At 73.5% G+C, this 20,127-nt stretch carries 20 protein-coding genes and 1 pseudogene; 14 read left to right on the top strand and 7 right to left on the bottom strand.

Features of this window, described 5'->3' with window-relative positions:
• The first annotated feature begins 17 nt into the window (after positions 1–17).
• Positions 18–1,961, top strand: a complete 1,944-nt coding sequence (locus tag SRB17_RS11200; protein ID WP_153538240.1) for a DUF1996 domain-containing protein — start codon at positions 18–20, stop codon at positions 1,959–1,961.
• A gap of 177 nt (positions 1,962–2,138) precedes the next feature.
• Entirely contained in the window at positions 2,139–2,777 is a 639-nt protein-coding gene (locus tag SRB17_RS11205) for a GNAT family N-acetyltransferase (RefSeq protein WP_323375287.1), read from the top strand.
• Positions 2,778–2,797: 20 nt separating this feature from the next.
• Here the strand turns inward: SRB17_RS11205 and SRB17_RS11210 are convergent, their stop codons facing one another.
• Entirely contained in the window at positions 2,798–3,496 is a 699-nt protein-coding gene (locus SRB17_RS11210; protein ID WP_323375288.1) for a lipoprotein, read from the bottom strand.
• A gap of 190 nt (positions 3,497–3,686) precedes the next feature.
• Between SRB17_RS11210 and SRB17_RS11215 the strand changes: the two genes are divergently transcribed.
• The 3 genes from SRB17_RS11215 to SRB17_RS11225 all read left to right on the top strand — a co-directional run bounded on the left by SRB17_RS11215 (position 3,687) and on the right by SRB17_RS11225 (position 6,905).
• Positions 3,687–4,145, top strand: a complete 459-nt coding sequence (locus tag SRB17_RS11215; RefSeq protein WP_323375289.1) for a flavodoxin family protein — start codon at positions 3,687–3,689, stop codon at positions 4,143–4,145.
• Between the two features lie 266 nt (positions 4,146–4,411).
• Positions 4,412–6,580 carry an acetoacetate decarboxylase family protein gene (locus SRB17_RS11220; protein ID WP_153537263.1) on the top strand — a complete coding sequence of 723 codons (2,169 nt, stop codon included), beginning with the start codon at positions 4,412–4,414 and terminating at the stop codon, positions 6,578–6,580.
• Between the two features lie 37 nt (positions 6,581–6,617).
• Positions 6,618–6,905 (top strand): hypothetical protein, encoded by a 288-nt coding sequence (locus tag SRB17_RS11225; RefSeq protein ID WP_153537265.1) that lies wholly within the window; start codon positions 6,618–6,620, stop codon positions 6,903–6,905.
• A gap of 185 nt (positions 6,906–7,090) precedes the next feature.
• Here the strand turns inward: SRB17_RS11225 and SRB17_RS11230 are convergent, their stop codons facing one another.
• Both SRB17_RS11230 and SRB17_RS11235 read right to left on the bottom strand, forming a co-directional pair.
• The gene (locus SRB17_RS11230; protein WP_323375290.1) at positions 7,091–7,792 is read right to left on the bottom strand and encodes a GNAT family N-acetyltransferase; all 702 of its coding nucleotides are present in this window, start codon (positions 7,790–7,792) and stop codon (positions 7,091–7,093) included.
• Between the two features lie 332 nt (positions 7,793–8,124).
• Positions 8,125–8,787, bottom strand: a complete 663-nt coding sequence (locus SRB17_RS11235; protein WP_323375291.1) for an ATP-binding protein — start codon at positions 8,785–8,787, stop codon at positions 8,125–8,127.
• A 943-nt stretch (positions 8,788–9,730) separates the two neighbouring features.
• Between SRB17_RS11235 and SRB17_RS11240 the strand changes: the two genes are divergently transcribed.
• The 4 genes from SRB17_RS11240 (at position 9,731) to SRB17_RS11255 (ending at position 12,760) form a co-directional block, all read left to right on the top strand.
• Positions 9,731–10,606: a helix-turn-helix domain-containing protein gene (locus SRB17_RS11240; protein WP_153537267.1), complete on the top strand. Its 876-nt coding sequence runs from the start codon at positions 9,731–9,733 to the stop codon at positions 10,604–10,606.
• A 50-nt stretch (positions 10,607–10,656) separates the two neighbouring features.
• Positions 10,657–11,472, top strand: coding sequence for an SAM-dependent methyltransferase (locus SRB17_RS11245; RefSeq protein ID WP_153537269.1), 816 nt, complete (start codon positions 10,657–10,659; stop codon positions 11,470–11,472).
• A gap of 120 nt (positions 11,473–11,592) precedes the next feature.
• Entirely contained in the window at positions 11,593–12,081 is a 489-nt protein-coding gene (locus SRB17_RS11250; protein ID WP_153537271.1) for an SRPBCC domain-containing protein, read from the top strand.
• Between the two features lie 178 nt (positions 12,082–12,259).
• Complete coding sequence (locus SRB17_RS11255; RefSeq protein ID WP_153537274.1) at positions 12,260–12,760, top strand: hypothetical protein; 501 nt, start codon at positions 12,260–12,262, stop codon at positions 12,758–12,760.
• A 221-nt stretch (positions 12,761–12,981) separates the two neighbouring features.
• Here the strand turns inward: SRB17_RS11255 and SRB17_RS11260 are convergent, their stop codons facing one another.
• Positions 12,982–14,133: a PP2C family protein-serine/threonine phosphatase gene (locus SRB17_RS11260; protein WP_153537277.1), complete on the bottom strand. Its 1,152-nt coding sequence runs from the start codon at positions 14,131–14,133 to the stop codon at positions 12,982–12,984.
• 408 nt (positions 14,134–14,541) lie between these two features.
• Here SRB17_RS11260 and SRB17_RS11265 point away from each other — a divergent pair, with 408 nt between their 5' ends.
• The 3 genes from SRB17_RS11265 to SRB17_RS11275 are packed head-to-tail and all read left to right on the top strand — an operon-like array spanning position 14,542 to position 16,243.
• Positions 14,542–15,228, top strand: coding sequence for a nucleotidyltransferase family protein (locus tag SRB17_RS11265; protein ID WP_153537279.1), 687 nt, complete (start codon positions 14,542–14,544; stop codon positions 15,226–15,228).
• Positions 15,225–15,503 (top strand): BON domain-containing protein, encoded by a 279-nt coding sequence (locus SRB17_RS11270; RefSeq protein WP_153537281.1) that lies wholly within the window; start codon positions 15,225–15,227, stop codon positions 15,501–15,503. The genes SRB17_RS11265 and SRB17_RS11270 overlap by 4 nt, the downstream gene beginning before the upstream one ends.
• A complete protein-coding gene (locus SRB17_RS11275; RefSeq protein WP_153537283.1) occupies positions 15,500–16,243 on the top strand; it encodes a metallophosphoesterase family protein in 744 nt (247 codons plus the stop codon). Before SRB17_RS11270 ends, SRB17_RS11275 begins: the two co-directional genes overlap by 4 nt.
• Before the next feature lie 47 nt (positions 16,244–16,290).
• Here SRB17_RS11275 and SRB17_RS48445 read toward each other — a convergent pair.
• Positions 16,291–16,582: pseudogene (locus tag SRB17_RS48445) on the bottom strand (MFS transporter); the annotation flags it as partial.
• Positions 16,583–16,700: 118 nt separating this feature from the next.
• On the opposite strand from SRB17_RS48445, the gene SRB17_RS11280 reads away from it, so the two are divergent.
• On the top strand, positions 16,701–17,036 hold the full coding sequence (locus SRB17_RS11280; protein ID WP_153537285.1) for a DUF6343 family protein: 336 nt from the start codon (positions 16,701–16,703) through the stop codon (positions 17,034–17,036).
• A 362-nt stretch (positions 17,037–17,398) separates the two neighbouring features.
• Here SRB17_RS11280 and SRB17_RS11285 read toward each other — a convergent pair whose 3' ends face one another.
• The gene (locus SRB17_RS11285) at positions 17,399–18,556 is read right to left on the bottom strand and encodes an iron-containing alcohol dehydrogenase family protein (RefSeq protein WP_153537287.1); all 1,158 of its coding nucleotides are present in this window, start codon (positions 18,554–18,556) and stop codon (positions 17,399–17,401) included.
• 152 nt (positions 18,557–18,708) lie between these two features.
• Here SRB17_RS11285 and SRB17_RS11295 point away from each other — a divergent pair, with 152 nt between their 5' ends.
• On the top strand, positions 18,709–19,056 hold the full coding sequence (locus SRB17_RS11295) for a hypothetical protein (RefSeq protein ID WP_153537289.1): 348 nt from the start codon (positions 18,709–18,711) through the stop codon (positions 19,054–19,056).
• Here the strand turns inward: SRB17_RS11295 and SRB17_RS11300 are convergent.
• A complete protein-coding gene (locus SRB17_RS11300) occupies positions 19,046–20,035 on the bottom strand; it encodes an aldo/keto reductase (RefSeq protein WP_153537292.1) in 990 nt (329 codons plus the stop codon). The two genes, SRB17_RS11295 and SRB17_RS11300, sit on opposite strands and share 11 nt — an antisense overlap.
• Positions 20,036–20,127: the final 92 nt, after the last annotated feature.

A 20,127-nucleotide genomic window follows, 5' to 3' on the forward strand; every position in this document is an offset into this window, starting at 1 on the left:
TCGCAGCGATGGCTCTGATGCTGGGCGGAGGCGGCCTCGTCGCGGCCAACGTCTACGCCTCGGCGACCGAGGGCTGGGGCGACGGATCCGGCACGAACGGCACCGGACAGGTCCTGTCCGCGGGCATGGCCACGATCGACTGCCCCGACGTCGGCAGCCGGCTGACCGCCGTACCGGACGCGGCCCGTCCCGGCGTGGACCGCGAACTCGCCCTGCTGGACCGGCAGACGGCCGACGCCTACCGGCAGCTCCAGCAGTCGGGCCGGGCCGATGAACAGGGCTCCGGCTCGGTCGACGACACGATCATGAACCCGCTGAAGGAGAAGCGGGCCGCGGCGATCGGCCGGATCATCGACGCCATCGACGGGGCGGGGGAGCACCCGCAGGGCCTGGACGCGCTGGCCGCCTGCTCCCTGCGCCCCGGCGGCGACGGCGCCCAGGCCACCGCCACCCCGAGCCCGGGTGCCCAGCCGGGCGGCGCAGGCCAGGGCGGCAACGGACCCGTCGTCTCCGACTACGCCGACATCACCTCCGTACCGCCCGCCGAGCCGAACCCGCCGCAGCAGGCCGACGCCTCGCGCGGCAGCTTCACCTCCGACTGCGGCGTCAACGCGAACGGCCTGTTCAACTCCGACAACGTCATCGTCGCCCCCGGCGTCTCCAACGGCGCCCACCACTTCCACGACTACGTGGGCAACCAGAGCAACACCGCCTTCGCGAGCGACGACGACCTCGCGAACGCCGACACGAGCTGCGTGGACAAGGGCGACAAGTCCTCGTACTACTGGCCGGTGCTGCGCCTGCAGAACGGCACCCAGGAGCGGGACGCCGGATCCCCGGGCGGCGGCACGGAGGGCAACGCGGGCCAGATCGTCACGCCCAAGCAGGTCACCCTGACCTTCACCGGAAACCCGCGCGGCAAGGTCACCGCCATGCCCCGCCTGCTGCGCATCATCACCGGCGACGCCAAGGCCTTCGTCAACGGTCCCGGTAACGCCAACGCGTCCTGGAGCTGCACCGGTCACGAGGACCGGCAGCTGAAGGACAAGTACCCGCTGTGCCCGCCCGGCAGCGACGTGGTGCGCACCTTCCGGTTCCAGAGCTGCTGGGACGGCCGCAACATCGACAGCGCCAACCACCGTACCCACGTGGCCTTCACCGCCCCCGACGGCTCCTGCCCGGCCGGCTTCCGCGCCATTCCGCAGCTGGTCGAGCGGATCGTCTACGACGTCAAGGCGCCGAGCCTCCAGGACGGCGGCCGTACGGTCCCGCTCTTCGCGGTCGACTCCTTCCCCGAGCAGCTGCACAAACCCGTCACCGACCACGGCGACTTCATCAACGTCTTCGACGCGGACCTGATGCGCCAGGTGGTCGACTGCATCAACTCCGGCCGCACCTGCGGCCCCGACGGCGGCAACGCGGGTACGACGGCGTCGCCGACGGCGAGTTCCGGCTCCGGTACGACGGCGTCGCCCACGGCGAGTTCCGGCTCCGGTACGACGCAGCAGCCCGGCGCCACCGTGACCGCCACCGCCGCGCCGACGCCCTCGGCCGCACAGCCCAGCGAGGAACCGAGGACCGACGCGACGACCACGCCGGGCCGCGCGGCCACACCGGACCGCCGCACGACCGCACCGAGTGACGGTACGGTCAAGCGCGACCGCGGCCCCAAGCGGCACCAGGCCCCCCAGCAGGGCGGCTCCACCGAACCGGCACCGTCCACGCCCACGCCCACGTCCTCGCCCAGGCCCGGGTCGGCCCAGTCCGAGCCCAGTGCGTCCACGTCCGCCCAGGCCACTCCCGCCGGATACGTCCCGCCCGCCTCCGCGCAGCCCCAACCGCAGGGCACGCAGGGCGCACTCGCGGAGACCGGGGCGCACCTGTGGCCCGCGGCGCTCGGCACCCTGCTCGCCATGTCGGGCCTGATCATGCTGCTCAGGGCCCGGCGACTCCGCTACTGACGGCGGCCGCCACTGAAGGTGGCCCGGCTACAACCGGCCGTCTCCCGCAGGGCGGTCCGCTCCTCGGCTCCACGGAGTGGACCGCCCCTGCGCCGTGCGCCGGACGAGCGAGCCCGTGAACGACCGTGCGGGAGGGGTGACTTGTGGGAGCGCTCCCAGGAGGTTCAGGATGACACCGTGCCCTCTCTCCCTCCCACCCCCGTCATCCGCCCCTACCGCCCCGCCGACCGCGCCGCGGTGGCCGACGTCTGTGTCCGTACCGCGCACAACGGCGGCGACTCCCGCGCCCTCTACCCCGATGAGCGCCTCATGCCCGCGCTCTTCGCCGAGCCTTACTGTCACTTCGACCCGGACCTCGCCTTCGTACTGGACGACGGCACGGGCCGGGCCGTGGGCTACATCGTCGGCACCGCCGACACCGAGCGCTTCGTGGAGGACTTCCGCCGGAGCTGGATTCCCCGGCTGTCCGACCGCTATCCGGACCCGGAACCCACCGAGCCGCCCCGCACGCCCACCGAGGAGATGATCCGTCTCCTGCACCACCCGGAGCGCATGCTCGTACCCGAACTCGCCGGCCACCCCGCCCATCTGCACATCGACCTGCTGCCGCCCTGGCAGGGGCAGGGTCACGGCCGCCGGCTGACGCACACCTTCCTGAACGCCCTGCGCGAACAGGGCGTTCAGGCCGTCCATCTCGGCATGGTCACCGTCAACACCGCCGCCCGCGCCTTCTACGACCGCCTGGGCTTCCAGGAGATCCCGGTCGCGGACGCCGGTCCCCTCACCTACCTGGGCCGGTCCACGACCGTGGGCTGAGCGCTTCCGCGCGGCGGCGCTCAGCTCAACTCAAGTGTCTGCTTGGCGAGTTCGTAAGCGGGCCGCATCGCCTCGTGCTCCTCGCTGTCCATCCCGCCGAGGTGCAGTACGACCGGGCCGTCCGGCGTGCCGACCGCGAGCGCGGTCTCCTTCTTCGTCTCGTCCAGGAGCTTGCTGGTGTAGAGGTACTCGACCTCCACGCCGGTCAGGCCGCCGCCGGTCCTGAAGGAGTGGTACTTCGCCTTGCCGGCGTTGTCCTCCGCGGCGACGAACCCGCGCAGCACGCTGCCCGCGTCCGCCTTCCCCGCCTTGCCGGTCCACACGCGCAGGAAACCGATGTGGCCCGCCGGCTTGGCATCGATCTCGCAGGCCGCGGTGACCGGGCCCTGGCGCAGGAAGGCGTCGGCGAGCGACCCGCTCAGGTCGCCGTCGGAGCCCTTCGACGCCTTGGACAACTCCGCCTCGGCGTCGATCGCCCTGGCCTTCCAGCGCTTGGCGATGTCGAACCGGACGGGCAGCTCGCACGCCGAACCGGCCGCTCCGATCGAACCACCGCTTGCCGTCGCCGTCTCCCTGGCCCCTTCGCTCTGGGCGTCCGAGGACGCGCTCGAGGCGCTCTTCCCGGCACCGTCCGCGGACTTCGCGCACCCGCCGAGCGTCGCCGCAAGCGCCACCGCCACGACCACCGCGCCCGCCACGGACCCCACCCTGACCTGCACTTCCCGCTCCCCTCCTGTTCAGGAGCGCCACTGTAACCGAGGGCACCGACAACGCCGACCTCGTAGTCAACGAGCACCTGAACCGAGTGGCACCGCCGCACCGCGGTGGATCGCGTCGACGTCGGCGGTGCTCGCCGGCCGCCACGCCTGTCGTTTGCGAGGCGCGGCAGGGGCAAGGCAGGGTGCGGGGGTGCGTACCTTGCTGATCGTCCATCACACCCCGTCGCCCAACTGCCAAGCGCTGTTCGAGGCCGTCGTCTCCGGCGCCACGACACCGGAGATCGAGGGCGTGCGCGTCGTCCGCCGGGCCGCCCTGTCCGCGACCGCCTCCGACGTCCTGGAGGCCGACGGCTATCTGCTCGGCACACCGGCGAACCTCGGGTACATGTCCGGCGCGCTGAAGCATTTCTTCGACCAGATCTACTACCCCTGCCTGGACGACACCCGGGGCCGGCCGTTCGGCTACTACGTCCACGGGGGCAACGACGTCACCGGCGCCGTACGTGCTGTCGAGGCCGTCACCACCGGCCTCGGCTGGCGCCGCGCGGCCGACCCGGTGACGGTCACCGGCGAGCCCGGCAAGGCCGACACGGAGGCGTGCTGGGAGCTCGGGGCCACGGTCGCGGCGGGGCTGATGCCCGGGGCGTGAGCGCCGGGTGAGGCGCCGGTGGCCCGCGGGCCCGCCCTGACGCGTCACCGCCGCTGCCGGGCGGCCGGCCGACCCGTACGGTGCCGCGGAGCGGGTACGCGGCGGCCCTCCGGCCGTTCGCCCGGACTCGGCTGGCGTCCGCTACCTGGACGGATCAAGGTGCGGGCTCGGTGTCCCTGACCGACGATGGGACCGCGGTCGCGCCCGTCCGGCGTGGCTGAACTCTGTCATGTGTCGTCGTACGTCGTCGAACGAGGGAGCGTCGGATGCGAGCGGACGGCCACGCACCGGGACGGCCCGCGCCGGACGGTGAGGACGCCGGAGAGCTGCTGCGCCGGTGCGCACGCGACATGATGGACGTCGCCGAGGGCATCCGCGCGGTGTCCGAGCGCACCGGCGCCGCGCTGTTCGCGCCGCCCCTGACCGCCTCCGCGCGCCGCCGTCCCCGGACCGGCCTCGCCGCGCGGTGGGCGCTGCTGCGGGCCCTGACCAGCAAGGAGGGCCTCGGCGGCCAGGCGATCACCGTGCCGAAGGGCATGGGCCAGGTGCTCGGCACGGCCGGTGGGGTACTGGGCCGGGAGAGCCTGGCCGCGCTGGCCGCCGTCACCTCGCTGCGCCTGAGGATCGCCGCCGTGCTGGCCGGCCACCCCGAGTTCGCACGCGACCCGGGCATGCGCCGGCTGAGGGAGGCCGTCACCGCCGACCGGGATCTGGACGCCGTACGGGCCTTGCGCGCGCTGTTCCGGGACCAGGGCGCCCAGCGGGCCCTGTCCGGGCTGGCCCCGCTGATGACCGAACTGCTCGCCGTCCGAGCCCTGCTGGACGAGGACCCGAAGAGCGAGGAGACCGGCTGGGCTCGCGCGGCGGGGCGCGAACCGGCCGCCGGTCCGCTGCCCGCGATCAGCGTCCCGCACCTCGCGGACCCGGACCGGGAGCGGGGCGCGGCCGAGGCCGTCGACCTCACGGACCAGGAGAAGCAGTTCATCGCCCCCGAGGGCTCGTTCCTCGGGTTTCTGCGCAACATCGAGGTGCTGTCCACCGACGGGCGGATCCTCGTGCAGAACGTGCGCGGTCCCGACGGTGTCGTCCGCTACGTCGTCCAGGCGCCCGGCATGACACCGGGCCGGCCACGCCACCACTCCCCGCACGACGTCGTCGGCGCCTGGCGGAACCTGTTCACGACCGGCTCGCCCTACACCCGCTCGCTCCGGCTCGCCCTGGCGGATTACGGCATCCCGCGCGGCGCAGACCTCGCGCTGATCGGGCACGGCGAGGGCGGGACCGCGCTGCTGAACCTCGCACGGGACGAGGAGTTCTGCCGCACCTACCGGGTCACGCACGTCGTCGCCGTCGGCTCGCCGGTCGACGACGACAAGCCCGCCGACCCGCGCACCTGGGTCGCCGCCATCACCAACCAGCACGACATCGTGCCCGTCCTGGACGGCCGCGGGGCGGGCTCGCTGTTCGACCCGCACCCGCACCGGTACCAGGTCGACTACACCGGGCCCACCCACGAGTTCCCGCTGTGCCACATGCTGCGCGAGTACATCGAGCATCTGCGCACGGTCATCCCCGAGGCCCGCGAGGACGTCGACGCGGCGCTCACGCCGTACCGCGGCCCGATCGTGCGCACCCAGGCCTACCAGCTCAAGGACCGCGCCAACCCACCCGAGGGCTACCCCTTCCTCACCCTGCCGACCACCTCGCGCCCGACGACGGCCGGCCCGGTCGACGTGCCGGTGCGCTTCTACGACTCCGCCGCCGCCCACCTCTGCTTCCCCGTCTCCGCCGACGCGGTGCGCGGCATGCTGCCCGGCGCCACCTGGCCGACCCCGAGCCGGCTGGGCCGGCGGGCGCTCGCCGTGCTGTCGCTCTACGAGCACCGCTGCTCCACGATCGGCCCGTTCACCGAGATCGCCCTGACCGTCCCGGTCGACGACCTGTGGCGGCCCCGCCCGTACGACGTCGCCGCGGACCTGCTGCGCCGCGTCGACCTGCGCCGCACCGGCCGTTACGTCCTCTCCCTCGCCGTCACCAGCGACGAGGCCCGCGTGGTCGCCCGGGAGATCTGGGGCCAGCCCGCGATGCGGACGACCGCCGAGGCCGATCTGACGGGCCGGCGGATCGACGTCAGGTCCGGGGACCTCGGGCTCACGGTCGAGGGCCGGCTCGGACTGGGCATCCGCTGCCCGGAGACCGACTGGATCCTCTACGGCCGCCGGGCCGAGAGCACCGTACGCACCCTGGTCCGGGCGCACGGCAGGCCGCGGCTGCACCGCGGCACCGGCGTGCGGCTGCGGCTGGACACCGCGGCGGCCGAACCCCTCGCCGGACAGCTGCGCCGGCTTGGCATCGACCGGGCCCGGCCCCTGTTCGTCCTGAGCTGTCCGCAGTTCCTGCTCCACCGCAGCGCCGGTGCCGTCCTGCCGCGCTGAAGCCCCTGCCCCTACCCCCAGTCCAGTGGGAGCCGCCATGGTGACCGAGTCCCCCCGAGCGACCACGGCCCCGGCCGACGAACTCCTCGCGCACGCCGACACGTTGCGGGCCGACGCCGACCTCATGGACGGCTACGCCCGCCGGCTGCTGGCCACCGCGGCCACCCTGAGCGGCTGCCCTGCGGCACCCGACTGGAGCCGCCCCACCCTGAAGCGGCAGGCCGCCGCCTGCGCCACGGCGGCGAAGCAACTGCGCACCGCCGCCGAGGCGTTGGACACCCACACCCGCGCCGGGACTGAGCCCCACACCCGCGCCGGGAACTGAGCCGTCCCGCACCGGCCGGTGCCGGTCCGGCCCCACCCGGCGTGCCGCCGTGCTCTTGCCCAGAGGCCCGAAGCGCCTCAGGCCTTGCGGGCCACCCGGCGTACCCGGGCTGCTCGCGAAAGACCCGCGTCCCCGGCTCGGGGTGCCGGCGCATGGCCGGTACGACACTCGGCGCCGGCGGGTCGTCAGCGGCAGCGAGAGGCCGCCGCGCTGTCGTGGCGGTGCCAGACGGCCTCGACCACACGGCCGTCGGGCAGGGTGTGCCGGGGCGGCCCCGCGTCCGGTACGAAGCCGGCCCGGGCCAGGGCCCGCAGGCTCGCGGTGTTCCCCGGCTCCGCGCCGGCCCGGACGGTGCTCAGTCCGGCATGGGTGTGCGCGAGAGCCGCGCCCGCGCGGAACAGCTCCGCGCCCAGGCCCTGGCCGCGGCAGGCCGGTGCCAGCCAGCCGCCCATCTCGCCCGTGCGGTGCTCCAGTTCGAGGGCGCCGGCATAACCGAGGTCCGACCTGCGCACGCAGACGAGCAGCAGGGGGTCGTCCGGGCCGGGTGCGTACGGCTGGGCCAGCTTCCGGGGCACCCGGCGGCCGTCGTCGTCGGCCGGCCGCCAGGCGAGCAGGGCCCTGCGGGTGCCGGGGTCGGGCAGGACCTCGTCCGCCTGGGTGCCGAGCCAGCGCTGCGCCTCGGCGTCGGCGCTGGCGGCGAGGGCCGCGGCGACGTCCAGCCGGGTCCGGGGCGTGAACAACAGCAGGCGCTCGGTGGCCAGAACATGCCGGCCGGCCTCGGGCCCGCACCGCCCGGGCAGGGGAAGTCCGGACGCGGCGGCCCGCCTCCGCCGGATCACCGACCAGACCATGCGCACCCCCGACGGAACGGCCCGCGCGACGACCACGGCACCCGTCCAGACCCCGAGTCCCGAGGGATGCGGACGATCCGCACCGGCGGCGAATGTACCGGGCTTCGAGGCGGGTGGGGCGTGGCTGGGGTGTGGCCGGGGGTGGTTTTGGGACGGGGGAGTGAAACGGCGGGGCCGTGGGGGGACCGGGGTCAGCCCGCTTGTTCCTGGGAGCCCGGCTTGGGGTGGGTGCGGGTCCAGGACGGGTCGGCGGACGGGGCCGGCGCGGGGGTGGGGGTGAGCGTGGGGGCGATGGAGTGCATGGGCATCCTTCGGACGAGTGGGGGATGGTCCGCGGGTGGTCGAGTGCGGGCGCGGCGGGAGTGGCGTCAGCCGCGGTCGGACGGCAGCTCCGCCCAGACGACGTGGGCGGGCCGGCCGGACACCGGCGTCACGCCCCAGTCACGGCTCAGCGCGTCGACCAGGAAGAGCCCGCGCCCGTGCTGGTCGTCGGGTCCGGGGCGGAGCGCCGCCGGCAGCGTGGGGCCGCCGTCCTGGTCCTCGACCTCGACGCGTATCCGGTCCGCCGTGCCGTGCAGCCGGCAGGCGATCCGCTCACCGGCCGCGTGCACGAGCGCGTTCGTGACCAGCTCCGAGGTCACCAGGACCGTGTCGTCCCGGGGGCCGTCCGGCACGCCCCAGGCGGTCAGCAGGTCCCGTACGACACGCCGGGCCGTGCCGACCGCCGCCGGCTGCGCGGGCAGGTCGAACGCGGCGGCGGAGCGGGGAAGCGGGTCCCCGGAGGCGAGCCGGTCGGGGCCGAGGGGCCGAGGGAGTCGACCGAGGCGCCCGCCTCCGGGTGGTCTCAGGACACCGGCCGGAGCCGGCGGCCGGTAGGGGTGCCTCAGGGCGTCCGGGGCGGGGCGCGCGCACTCCTCGGTGCCGTCCACGGCGGTGCGTGGCACGTCCCCGGTGCCTATCGCGACCGGATGCGGGCGGTCCCCGGTGTCCTCCGAGGCCCCGTCCGGTCCGTCGCCGGGATCCGCCCACACGCGCGGTGCGTCCGCGGCATCCGCCAATCCGTCTCGCCGTACTGCGCGGTCCGAAGCCGGGAGTGAATGATCCGCGCTGTCCAGGGCCAGGTGTGGCTGGTCCGCGCTGTCCGGCATCGGGTGCGGCTGGTCCATGCGGCCTGGACTTCGGTGTGTCTGGTCCGCCGTGTCCGGGGTCGGTTGTGGGTGGTCCGTGTTGTCCGGCGTCGGGTGTGGCTGGTCCGCGTGGCGTGGACTTCGGTGTGTCTGGTCCGCGGTGTCCGGGGTCGGTTGTGGGTGGTCCGTGTTGTCCGGCGTCGGGTGTGGCTGGTCCGATCGGCCTGGACTTCGGTGTGTCCGGTCCGTGCTGTCCGGGGTCGGATGCGGCTGGTGTGCGCTGTCCGGCGTCGGCTGTGGGTGGGGCGCGCGGCCCGGATCCCGCTCCGGCCGGCTCGCGGTGTCCCGTGTCGGGTGTGGGCGGGCCGCATCCGTGAGTGGATGCAGGGGAGCGGCGGGCCGGTCGGGAAGGTCCACGGCCCGGTTCTGACGGGGTAGCGCCGGCAGGCGCGGGGGGCCGGGAGACAGGGGTGGTGGGGTGGGTCTCCGGTTCTCGGGTGGGTGGGGGAGCGGTCGGGGGAGGGAGGGCGGAGCCATCGCCGTGCGCCTTTCGTCCGGCCTCGCGTGGGGGGTCGCGGTGTCGGGCCGACCGCACGCAGCAGACGACACGCCTCCCACGAGGCCGTGGTGCGGCCCGGTCTCCCCCAACCCGGCCGCGCCGCCTGCTCCTTGGGTCGGCCGGAGCAGTGGATCCACTTTCGCACCCGCCAACAACGCTCCGCAACCAGCAAGTTGAAATTTTCAAGTGGCGAAGTGCATGCTGCTCCGGCCAGAACGTGATCGAATGGGCCCGGGAGAGCGACCGTGTGCGACGGTGTCCCTGTGACCCGGTGAGGGGGTGTGGGGCATGACCGCTGAGACCGACTGGGGCGGCGCCCCCTCCGTCCTGCGCATGATCCTCGGCCGGCAGCTGGAGGAGCTGCGGACCCGGGCCGGCCTCAGCTACGCAGAGGCGGGCGCCGCCATCGGCGTCAGCCACTCCACCATCCGCCGGATGGAGGCCGCCAAGGTGGCCCGGCTGCGCCTCGCGGACGCCGAGAAGCTGCTCCAGGTCTACGGCGTCGCCGACCAGGACGAGATCGACACCTTCCTGAAGTCCGTGCGCGAGGCCAACAAACGCGGCTGGTGGCACACCTACCGCGATGTGATGCCCGACTGGTTCGCCGCGTATCTCAGCCTGGAACAGGCCGCGTTGCAGATCCGCGCGTACGAGAACGAGTTCGTGCACGGCCTGCTGCAGACGGAGGACTACGCCCGGGCGCTGCTCGGCGCCGAGAACCCGCACGCCTCCGCCGAGGCCACCGAGCGCCGGGTCGCACTGCGCATGCGCCGCCAGGAGCTGCTGGCCCGCGCGGCGCCGCCGCGGCTTTGGGTGGTGATGGACGAGACGGCGCTGCGCTGGCCGGTCGGTGGCCCTGCGGTGATGCGGGCGCAGATCGACCACCTCGTGGAGGTCAACCGCCTGCCCCATGTGACCCTGCAGCTCATGCCGTTCGCCAACGGCCCGCACCCGGCGATGCGGGCGGGCGCCTACCACCTCTTCCGGTTCCGGGCCCGCGAACTGCCCGACATCGTGTACCTCAACGGCCTGGTCGGGGCCGTCTACCTCGACAAGGCCGACGACGTCGTGGTGTACCGGGAGGCGCTGGACCGGCTCGGCGCCCAGGCCGCGCCCGCCAGAAAGACCGAGGCCCTGCTCGGCGCGATCCGCAGGGAGTTGTGACGCACCCCGAACGCGAGTCCCGGACCCCTCGACCGAATGGAGACACGGCGTTGTCCGACAACGGATGGCCGGCCGACCGCATCGACACCGAGAACGCCCACTCCGCCCGCATCTACGACTACATCCTCGGCGGCAAGGACTACTACCCCGCCGACCAGGAGGCCGGTGACGCCATGTCCCGGGAGTGGGCCGCGCTCCCGGTCCACATGCGCGCCAACCGCGACTGGATGAACCGCGCCGTGCGCTGGCTCGCCGCGGAGGCGGGCATGCGCCAGTTCCTGGACATCGGCACCGGCATCCCCACCTCGCCCAACCTGCACGAGATCGCCCAGGCCGTGGCCCCCGAGTCCCGGGTGGTCTACGTCGACAACGACCCGATCGTCCTCACCCTCTCCCAGGGCCTGCTGGCCAGCGCGCCCGAGGGCCGTACCTCGTACATCGAGGCCGACTTCCGCGACCCGGCGGCCATCCTGGACGCCCCGGAACTGCGCGAGACCCTGGACCTGGACCGGCCCGTCGCGCTCACGGTCATCGCCATCGTCCACTTCATGCTCGACGCGGACGACGCGGTCGGTGTCGTACGCCGGCTGCTGGAGCCGCTGCCCTCGGGCAGCCATCTGGCGATGTCCATCGGCACCGCCGAGTTCGCGCCCGAGGAGGTCGGCCGGGTCGCCCGCGAGTACGCGGCCCGCAACATGCCGATGCGGCTGCGCACCATCGACGAGGCCCACGAGTTCTTCGAGGGCCTGCAGCTGGTCGAGCCGGGCATCGTGCAGGTCCACAAGTGGCATCCCGACGGTACGGGCGAACAGGACATCCGCGACGAGGACATCGCGATGTACGGCGCGGTCGCCCGCAAGCCCTGACAGACCGACGGAAAGCCCCGACAGACCAGGGGCCGGGGTCCGCACCCACCTCCCGGACCCCGGCCCCGCCTCTTTTCCCACCGTTGTCCGGGCGGTTGCCCCGGCCGGTAGCGTGAGCCCATGTACGCCACCCGAGTCTCCCGGCACATACAGGCGCCGCCGCACGCCGTCTACCGGGCCCTGACCGACGCCGACGCGATCGCGGCCTGGCGCGTCCCGGCCGGCATGACCGCCCGCGTCCACACCTTCGACGCCCGGGAGGGCGGCACCTTCCGGATCTCCCTGACCTACGGCGACGCGTCCGCCGCGGGCAAGTCGGGCGGCCACACGGACACCTACCACGGCCGTTTCGCCAGGCTCGAGCCCGACGCGCTGGTGGTGGAGGTGTTCGAGTTCGAGACCGACGACGACGCCCTGCGCGGCACCGTCACCCAGACGACCACGCTCACCGCGGCCGACGACGGCGGCACGGACGTGGAGATCCTGCACGAGGGCCTGCCCGACGCCATCCCCCGCGAGGACAACGAACTGGGCACCCGTATGGCCCTCGACAACCTCGCCCGGCTCGTCGAGGGACCGCACGCCCGCCGGCCGTCCGAGGCGGAATGACCGAAAGGGCGGCGAAAAGCGACCGGAATTCGGCACAACCATCCGGCTGCCTCATAGTGCGGGAACAGAGTGGGAAAAAGCCGAGAGAAAGCGGAACCGGCGCGAGGGAAATGGGGTCTTAAAGTCCGTCGACGGCCGGGATTAGCCCGGTCGTACCGAAACCGGGGGAATGAGACCTATGTCCGTCCGCAGTCGCAAGACCTTGATCACCGCCGTCGCCCTCACCGGCGGGCTCACCCTGGCCGCCGTCACGCCCGCCCTCGCGGGCGCCGGCGCGAGCCGCACCACCCGTGCCGCCGCCGTGTCCTCCGCCCAGGGCGACCCGCGCAACGTCACCCAGCACGTCGCCGACTTCTACGGCGCCTACATCGACGCCGTCTGGTCCACCGACGACAAGTCCGCCGGTGACGCCGCCAAGGCGCTGCGTGCCTTCTACCTCTCCGCCGCCGCACAGAAGAAAGTCGCCACCTTCGAGAAGAAGGAGCACGCCGACGGCATCCTCTTCGCGCAGAACGTGCCGGTGAAGTGGAAGGTCACCTACACCGGTTCCGGCGCCGGCCACGCCACCAGCCGGGTCACGCTCACCTGGAGCGACGGGCCGCACGCCGAGGTCAGCCGGATCGACGTCCAGTCCGACCTGAAGACCCTGAAGATCACCGACCTCAAGTCGGTCCGCTGACCGGGGGCGTGCGGTCCCGCCCCGCCCCACTCGGGGCGGGGCTCACGCCTGCCGTGACGCTCAGTGCCGCCCGCGCGAGGGGCAGGGCCGGGCGGCGCCATGCCGCGGTCACGATCACCAGCGGGCTCGGCAGGGCCGATGTGCGGCAGCGGAGTGTGCGCGAGCGGTTCGGTGCACGGTCCTGCGGCGGCCACGGCTCTCCGGCGGGTGGCCGAAGGCCCTCATCCGTGCCGGAAGCCGTGCGCGCCGGCGATCCGGCCGTGATGGTGGCGCCGGTCGACGGACGTGCGGTGCAGCGCGATGAGCGCCGCGTCGTCGCCCAGCTGGCCACCGGCATGGGTGAGCAGGTCGCGCCGCACATGGTGCATCAGCGCCTCGGGTGCGTCGTCGGTCCAGCGCACGACCCGCTCGGTGAGCGGATAGAACCGGCCGTGGGTGTCCCGGGCCTCCATCACCCCGTCGGTGTACAGGAGCAGGGTGTCACCGGGCTCGAAGGAGAACACGTCCAGCGTGTGTTCGGTGGCCCCGTGCACCCCGAGCGGCGGGGACGGGTGCAGACTCGGGACCGTGACGGCGTGGCCGGGGCTCAGCAGCAGCGGCGGCGGATGGCCGCAGCTGGTCATCCGGGTCACCGGATCCCGGTCCGGGATCTCCACCAGCAGCGCGGTGGCGAACCGCTCGCCCGCCTCCTCCGGCGGGTCCAGGTCCGCCGCGTACCGGGTGACGCACTGCTCCAGCAGGGCCGCCAGTTCCTCGAGCGGGATGTGCCGATGGGCGCTCTCCCGGAAGGCGCCGAGCAGCAGTGCGGCCTCGCCGATCGCGGGCAGGCCCTTGCCGCGCACATCGCCGATCAGGACGCGCACCGAGTCGTCGCACCGGGTCGCCGCGTACAGGTCGCCGCCGATCTGTGCCTCGTCCTCCGCCGCCAGATACAGCGAGGCGATCCGCAGCGGGCCGATCTGCTCGGGCAGCGGCCACATCAGCACGTGCTGCGCGGCCTCGGCGACCGTGCGGACCTGGGCCAGCTGGGCCTGCCGGCGCTCCCGTAGGGCGCTGTAGAGCACCACCAGCACCGTCAGCACCGCGAGGGTGATGATCTGCACGATGTGGTTCGACGTGCCGATCCCGCCGTGGGTGAAGGCGATGAGGACCTGCGCGGCCAGTGCCAGCCCCCCGACGGCCGCCGTGGTCCGGGGCCCGGCGAAGGAAGGGGTGATCGCCGGCGCGATCACGAGGGCCGGGCCGAGATGGACGTTGGTGGGGGTCTGCGTGTCCACCACCGCGATCACCACGATGAGCGCGATCGGGAGCAGCAGCAGAGCGTGTACCGACTGCCACGGCTGCCGGGGACCCACACCGAGCCGGGGGCTCATTCCTACAGAGTGCCCCTGCGCGGGACGCGACGCACGTCAGTGTCCCTCGCCGCCCGCACGGACGGCCGACGCCGGACCAGCGCACCCTCCGTGTGACGATCGGGCCGGCGAAGCGGCGCCCCGCCGCGCCCGGCTCCGCCCCGCCGCGCCCGGCTCCGCCCCGCCGCGCCCGGCTCCGCCCCGCCGCGCCCGGCTCCGCCCCGCCGCGCCCGGCTCCGCCCGGCCCCGCTCCACCGTGCCCCGCCCCGCGCGGAGATCCTCACCCCCGGCACTTCGCGCTGGTCGCGGGCGGCCGAGCCGCCGTGAACCGTCCGAGCGTGCGCCGTGTCGGTGCGATCGCGTCGGGTACCCGTACGACCCCCGGGTCCGAACCGGCCGACCCGGCCCCGGGCCGCGAACGGAGACGCCATGACGCACAACGGGGAGGACACCGCTCCCCTCCGGCGACCGGAGGTCACCGAGCTCCGCCTCGCCACGGGCGGACCGGACCAGCCGGGCGGGCCCGGACCGGGACAGCCGGACCTGCCGCAGGACCGCAGCCAGGCGATCCTGGAGGCCACCAAGGAGATCGGCGCCCTGTTCAAACGCGCCGGCCACCGCTTCGCGCTCGCCGGCAGCGTGGCCGTCTACGCCCACGGAGGCAGCCGCTACCTCCAGCACGACGCCGACTTCTGCGTGCTGCCCGACGACGCGGAGGCGGTGACCGGCACCCTGCGCGAGGCCGGCCTGCCCATCCGGACCCCGCCCGAGGACTGGCTGCTGAAGACCACCTGCCGCGGGCAGAACATCGACATCATCTTCGCCCTCGCGCACCAGCCCGTCACCGAGGAGATGCTCGAGCGCGCCCATGTCCTGCCGGTCGACTCGGTGCTGATGCCCGTCCTCTCCCCGACCGACCTGATCCACAGCCTGATCAGCGCCTTCTCGGAGCACTACTGCGATTTCGGAGCGGTCCTGCCGGTGGCCCGCGCCGTGCGCGAGAAGGTCGACTGGGACGAGCTCCGGGTGGCCTGCGGCGACCAGCCCATGCCGGCCGCCTTCCTCTTCCTCCTCGAACGGCTGAACGTGATCGACGCCCAGGAGGGGCAGCCATGACCGACACGAGCCCGCCGCCCCCACCGGCGGCCGGCAACCTCGACTACCGCGTCGCCCATCTCGCCGAGCGCCTGGCCACCGGCGACCTCGGGGAACTCGGCGTACGGCTGGAGCTGCGCGGCGACGCCGTCCTGCTGACCGGCACCGTGCCGTCCACCCAGTGCCGGGACGACATCTGCCACCTGGCACGCGAGGAGTTGGCGGGGCACCCTGTCCACTGCGACATCCTGGTCGCGGGGACCTCCTCGCCCGACCACGGAGAGGACCTGACATGATCCGCATCGCGGCCGTCGGGGACATCCACATGAGCCCGGAGAGCCAGGGCACGCTGCGCTCCTCCTTCTTGACGCTGCGCGAGTGCGCCGATGTCCTGCTGCTCGCGGGCGACCTCACCCGGCACGGTACGCCCGAGGAGGCCGCGGTCGTCGCACGGGAGATCAAGGACCTCGGGGTGCCGGTCGTCGCCGTCCTGGGCAACCACGACCACCACGACGAACGACCCGAGGAGGTCGCCGCGATCCTGCGGGACGCCGGTGCCCATGTCCTGGAGGGCGAGTCCGCCGTGGTGGGCACCGGCGAGACCCGGATCGGGGTCGCCGGTACCAAGGGCTTCGGCGGCGGATTCGTCGGAGCCTGTGCCGGGGAGTTCGGCGAACCCCTCATGAAGGAGTTCGTCCGCTACAGCCGGCGGTGCGCCGATGGTCTGCACGCCGCCCTGAAGGACCTGGCCGACCGGAACTGCGACGTCCGGATCGCTCTGACCCACTTCTCGCCCGTTCCGGACACCCTTGCCGGGGAGCCGCAGGAGATCTATCCGTTCCTCGGCAGCTATCTGCTCGCGGAGGCGATCGACACCGCCGGCGCCGATCTCGCCGTGCACGGCCACGCCCACGCCGGCACCGAGCACGGCATGACCAGCGGCGGCATCCGCGTACGGAACGTGGCCCAGCCGGTCATCGGACAGGCCTTCCACGTGTACAACCTGCCGGACCACGAGGAGCACCCGCAGGGGTGAGCCGCCCGGCCAGTCAACGGGACGGCACGCTTCTCGGCCGGGCGGTGGCCGGCGCCGCCCGCGAGCGGGCCGGTGACGAGGATGGCGAGGGCCATCAGGCGCGGCCGATGCGGGATGAACCGCAGCCCCTCCCGCACCCTCATCTCGGCCTGTGCGGGACGGTCCGCGTCTCGGCCGTCGGCTGCTCGGCCACCGCCCCGGGACCGGGCCGCAGGAAGGGCACCACCGATGCGACGAACAGGAACGACAGCCTGCCCGTTGGCGACGTACGTAGCGGGCGGTACCGAGGAAACCGACTGCCGCAGCGGCGAGCGCGGTGCCCAGCCGACCCGCGCTGTGCCACCCGTACGGCACTTGGGGCGTGCGCGCGACTCCTCGCACCCCCGGTTTGCCGGGCTCGGGTCCTGGCTCCGCGGTCGGTCGCAGACCTGATACGCCCCGCGAAAGGAGGCGTCCCATGCGTGGCCAACACCACGGACGGACGGCGGCGCCGGAGCCCCGGTCACGCTCCGGAGTGTTCGGTGACCGCTTCCCGCGCACCGGCACCGAACCGGCCACCGCACGCAGCGCACTTCGGCTGCGTCAGCTGTTGTCCGCCGTCTTCCTGCCGCTGTTCGCCGCAGCGACGGCCGGCTTTGCCGTCTGGGCGGCGCACTCGGGTCCCGGCGACAGCCCGGGCGGAGGCCCGCTGACCGTCCTCGCGGTGGTGTGCGGTGTCCTCGCGCTGGCGGCGGCGCTGCATCTCACGGTGGTGACGCGGCGGAGACGGCGGGAGCGGGACACGGCCCCCTGACTCGGCAGACCCCGGCCCCCACCGATGTGCCGCGCCCCGCTGACACGTGCTCTGACCAGCGCGTCAGCAGTTGCAGCGCCTTCGCCGATCCGGGCCTTGCCGATGCGTGCCCTGAGCGGCCCCGCGTCAGCAGTTGCAGCGCCTTCGCTGATCCGGGCCTTGCCGATGCGTGCCCTGAGCGGCCCCGCGTCAGCAGTTGCAGCGCCTTGGCTGATCCGGGCCTTGCCGATGCGTGCCCTGAGCGGCCCCGCGTCAGCAGTTGCAGCGCCTTCGCCGATCCGGGCCTTGCCGATGCGTGCTCTGAGCGGCCCCGCGTCAGCACTCACCGCCCCCAGCGATCCAGTCCCCGCTGATCCGTCCCCTCAATACACCCGCGTCAGCAGTTCCAGCACCTCCGTCTCCTCCGGCAGCCGGGGCGCGTTCTTCGTCACCGCGTCCGTGACCGCGCCCGACGCCATCGCCGGGAGCTGGGCGCGGGCGGCGCCCAGGTCGCGCAGGGGCCGCTTGATGTCCAGCGTTCCGGACAGCTCCCGTACCGCGGCGACGGCCGCCCGGGCCCAGTCGCCGTCGGCGGGTGCCGGTACGCGCATGGCCCGCGCCGCCCGCTCGTACGCCTCCCGCGCCGCGGGCGCGCTGAACTCCATGACCTCCTCCAGGACGGCGGCGAGGGCGACGCCGTGCGGGGTGCCGGTGTGGGCGGTGAGCGCATGGCCGATGCCGTGGACCAGGCCGAGCCCGGACAGGGTCAGGGCCTGGCCGGCGAGATGCGCGCCCATCATCAGCTCGGCGCGCGCGTCGAGGTCCGACCCGTTCCGGTGGGCGGCCGGCAGGGCATGGCTGACCATGCTCACGGCCTGGGTGGCACACGCCACGGAGAAGGCGTTCGCGCCGCGCGAGGCCAGCGACTCGATGCCGTGCACGAGCGCGTCGATGCCGGTCGCGGCCGTCGCCGCCGGTGGCAGACCGAGCGTCAGCTCCGGGTCGAGCAGGGCGATGCGGGGCTTGACGGAGGGGTGGCCGAGATACACCTTGCGGCAGGCCGCCGCGTCCTCGATCACACCGAAGCCGTTGGTCTCCGCGCCGGTGCCGGAGGTCGTCGGCACGGCGATCAGCGGCAGCCCGTCGGCCGCCTCCCACAGGTGGTCGGCGTCGGCGGCGACCGCGTCCGGATTGCCCACCAGCAGGGACATGCCCTTCGCGGCGTCCAGCACCGATCCGCCGCCGAGCGCGACGACCGCCGCCGGACCGAAGGCACGGGCCCGGGCGGCGCCCGCGTCGACGTTCCCGGTGGACGGGTTGGGCGCCACCTCGTCGTACACGGTGTGTTCCACGCCCGCCGCGTCCAGGATCTTCAGGACGCGGTCGGCGACACCGGTCGCGCGCAGCCCCCGGTCGGTGACGACGAAGGCGCGGTGGTGACCGGTGTCCGCGATCAGTTCGGGCAGCAGTTCGATCCGGCCGGGTCCGAACTCGACACGGAGGACGGTGTCGAGGCTCATGGGGGCGAGGTTGTCGGTCATGGTGGTGCGGCTCCCTGGGAGAGTTCGGTGGCGTCAGACCGTGACGGTGGTGGCGTCGAGCGCGGCGGCCGGAGACGGCAGCCTGAACTCCCGGCCGGCCAGCGCCTCGTAGAGCCGTACGGGGCTCATCTCGCCCGCGAGCTTGCCGGCGCGTGCCGGTGAGCGCGGCGGTGGCCCCGGCCGGACTCGGGGCCACCGCCCTGACCCTGCTGTGGACGGTGCTGACCTTCACCATGGTGGTCTCGGGCCGGACGGTCACGGGCGACCGGCTCCCCGCCGACTTCCCGACCCGGGTGGGCGGCTGGCAGGCCCTGTCCCGCTACGTCTGCTACACGCCCCTGCTCCTGTGGGGTCCCTTGCCGGCAGTCCTCACGGTCGCTTATGCCCGGCGCCGACGACAGCGCCCCCAAAGGGGCGCGGGGAACTGCGCGACCAGCCACGATGAACCCGCAGCGGCCCGACGACAGTTCCCGGCGCTTCCCGGGGCGCTCACCGATTGACCGCCCGCATCCCTGCCTCGTCGTACCGCTCACCCGCAACCTGAGGCAGCTCCGCGTCAATGCGCGCCAAGTCCTCCTTGCTGAGCTCGATGCCGACCGCACCCGCGTTCTGCTCCAGGTAGCTGCGCCGCTTGGTGCCCGGGATCGGCACCAGGTTCTCGCCCTGGGCCAGCACCCAGGCGATGGCCAGCTGGGCCGGCGTCACGTCCTTCTCGGTGGCGATCTCCTTGACCTTGGCGGCGAGCCGCAGGTTCGCCTCCAGGTTGGCGTCCGTGAAGCGCGGGTTGTTGCGCCGGAAGTCGTTCTCGTCCAGCTCGTCCGGCGAGGTGAAGCGGCCGGCGAGGAAGCCGCGGCCGAGCGGTGAGTACGGCACGAAGCCGATGCCGAGCTCCCGGCAGGCGGGCAGCACCTCGGCCTCCACGTCCCGCGTCCACAGCGAGTACTCGCTCTGCACGGCGGTGATCGGATGCACGGCGTGCGCCCGCCGGATGGTCTCCGCGCTCGCCTCGCTCAGCCCGATGTGCCGCACCTTGCCCTCGGCGACCAGCTCGCCCAGCGCGCCGACCGTCTCCTCGATGGGCACGTTCGGGTCGACCCGGTGCTGGTAGTACAGGTCGATGTGGTCGGTGCCCAGCCGCTGCAGCGAGCCGTGGATCGAGCTGCGCACATGCTCGGCCGAGCCGTCCTGGCGGCCGACGGTCGTCATGTCGCCCGGTACGGCGTCGTCCATCCGGTAGTTGAACTTGGTCGCGATCACGTACTCGTCACGATGCCCCCGGATCGCCTCGCCGACCAGCGACTCGTTGGTCAGCGGGCCGTACACCTGCGCGGTGTCGAGGAAATTGATCCCCAGGTCCAGGGCCCGCCGGATGGTCGCGATGCCCTCCTCCTGGTCGGCGGAGCCGTAGAAGGCGGACATGCCCATACACCCAAGGCCGAGAGCCGATACCTGGAGGTCCCGCAGACTGCGCTTCTGCATGTGTTGTCCCAGCCTTTCCTGCACACTCGATCGTCGTCCCGTACGACACACGGGTGCGAGCCCTCGCGTGCCGTACGTCTGCGACGCTACGA

Origin of the sequence: Streptomyces sp. RB17 (assembly GCF_009604455.1) — a bacterium.
Taxonomy (GTDB): domain Bacteria; phylum Actinomycetota; class Actinomycetes; order Streptomycetales; family Streptomycetaceae; genus Streptomyces.

What these genes read in the sequence shown, in the direction of transcription:
- SRB17_RS11200 (WP_153538240.1), top strand. Translation starts at nt 18, where the DNA reads ATGCTGGGCGGAGGCGGCCTCGTCGCGGCCAACGTCTACGCCTCGGCG.
- SRB17_RS11220 (WP_153537263.1), top strand. Translation starts at nt 4,412, where the DNA reads ATGCGAGCGGACGGCCACGCACCGGGACGGCCCGCGCCGGACGGTGAG.
- SRB17_RS11225 (WP_153537265.1), top strand. Translation starts at nt 6,618, where the DNA reads ATGGTGACCGAGTCCCCCCGAGCGACCACGGCCCCGGCCGACGAACTC.
- SRB17_RS11240 (WP_153537267.1), top strand. Translation starts at nt 9,731, where the DNA reads ATGACCGCTGAGACCGACTGGGGCGGCGCCCCCTCCGTCCTGCGCATG.
- SRB17_RS11250 (WP_153537271.1), top strand. Translation starts at nt 11,593, where the DNA reads ATGTACGCCACCCGAGTCTCCCGGCACATACAGGCGCCGCCGCACGCC.
- SRB17_RS11255 (WP_153537274.1), top strand. Translation starts at nt 12,260, where the DNA reads ATGTCCGTCCGCAGTCGCAAGACCTTGATCACCGCCGTCGCCCTCACC.
- SRB17_RS11260 (WP_153537277.1), bottom strand. Translation starts at nt 14,133, where the DNA reads ATGAGCCCCCGGCTCGGTGTGGGTCCCCGGCAGCCGTGGCAGTCGGTA.
- SRB17_RS11265 (WP_153537279.1), top strand. Translation starts at nt 14,542, where the DNA reads ATGACGCACAACGGGGAGGACACCGCTCCCCTCCGGCGACCGGAGGTC.
- SRB17_RS11270 (WP_153537281.1), top strand. Translation starts at nt 15,225, where the DNA reads ATGACCGACACGAGCCCGCCGCCCCCACCGGCGGCCGGCAACCTCGAC.
- SRB17_RS11275 (WP_153537283.1), top strand. Translation starts at nt 15,500, where the DNA reads ATGATCCGCATCGCGGCCGTCGGGGACATCCACATGAGCCCGGAGAGC.
- SRB17_RS11280 (WP_153537285.1), top strand. Translation starts at nt 16,701, where the DNA reads ATGCGTGGCCAACACCACGGACGGACGGCGGCGCCGGAGCCCCGGTCA.
- SRB17_RS11285 (WP_153537287.1), bottom strand. Translation starts at nt 18,556, where the DNA reads ATGACCGACAACCTCGCCCCCATGAGCCTCGACACCGTCCTCCGTGTC.
- SRB17_RS11300 (WP_153537292.1), bottom strand. Translation starts at nt 20,035, where the DNA reads ATGCAGAAGCGCAGTCTGCGGGACCTCCAGGTATCGGCTCTCGGCCTT.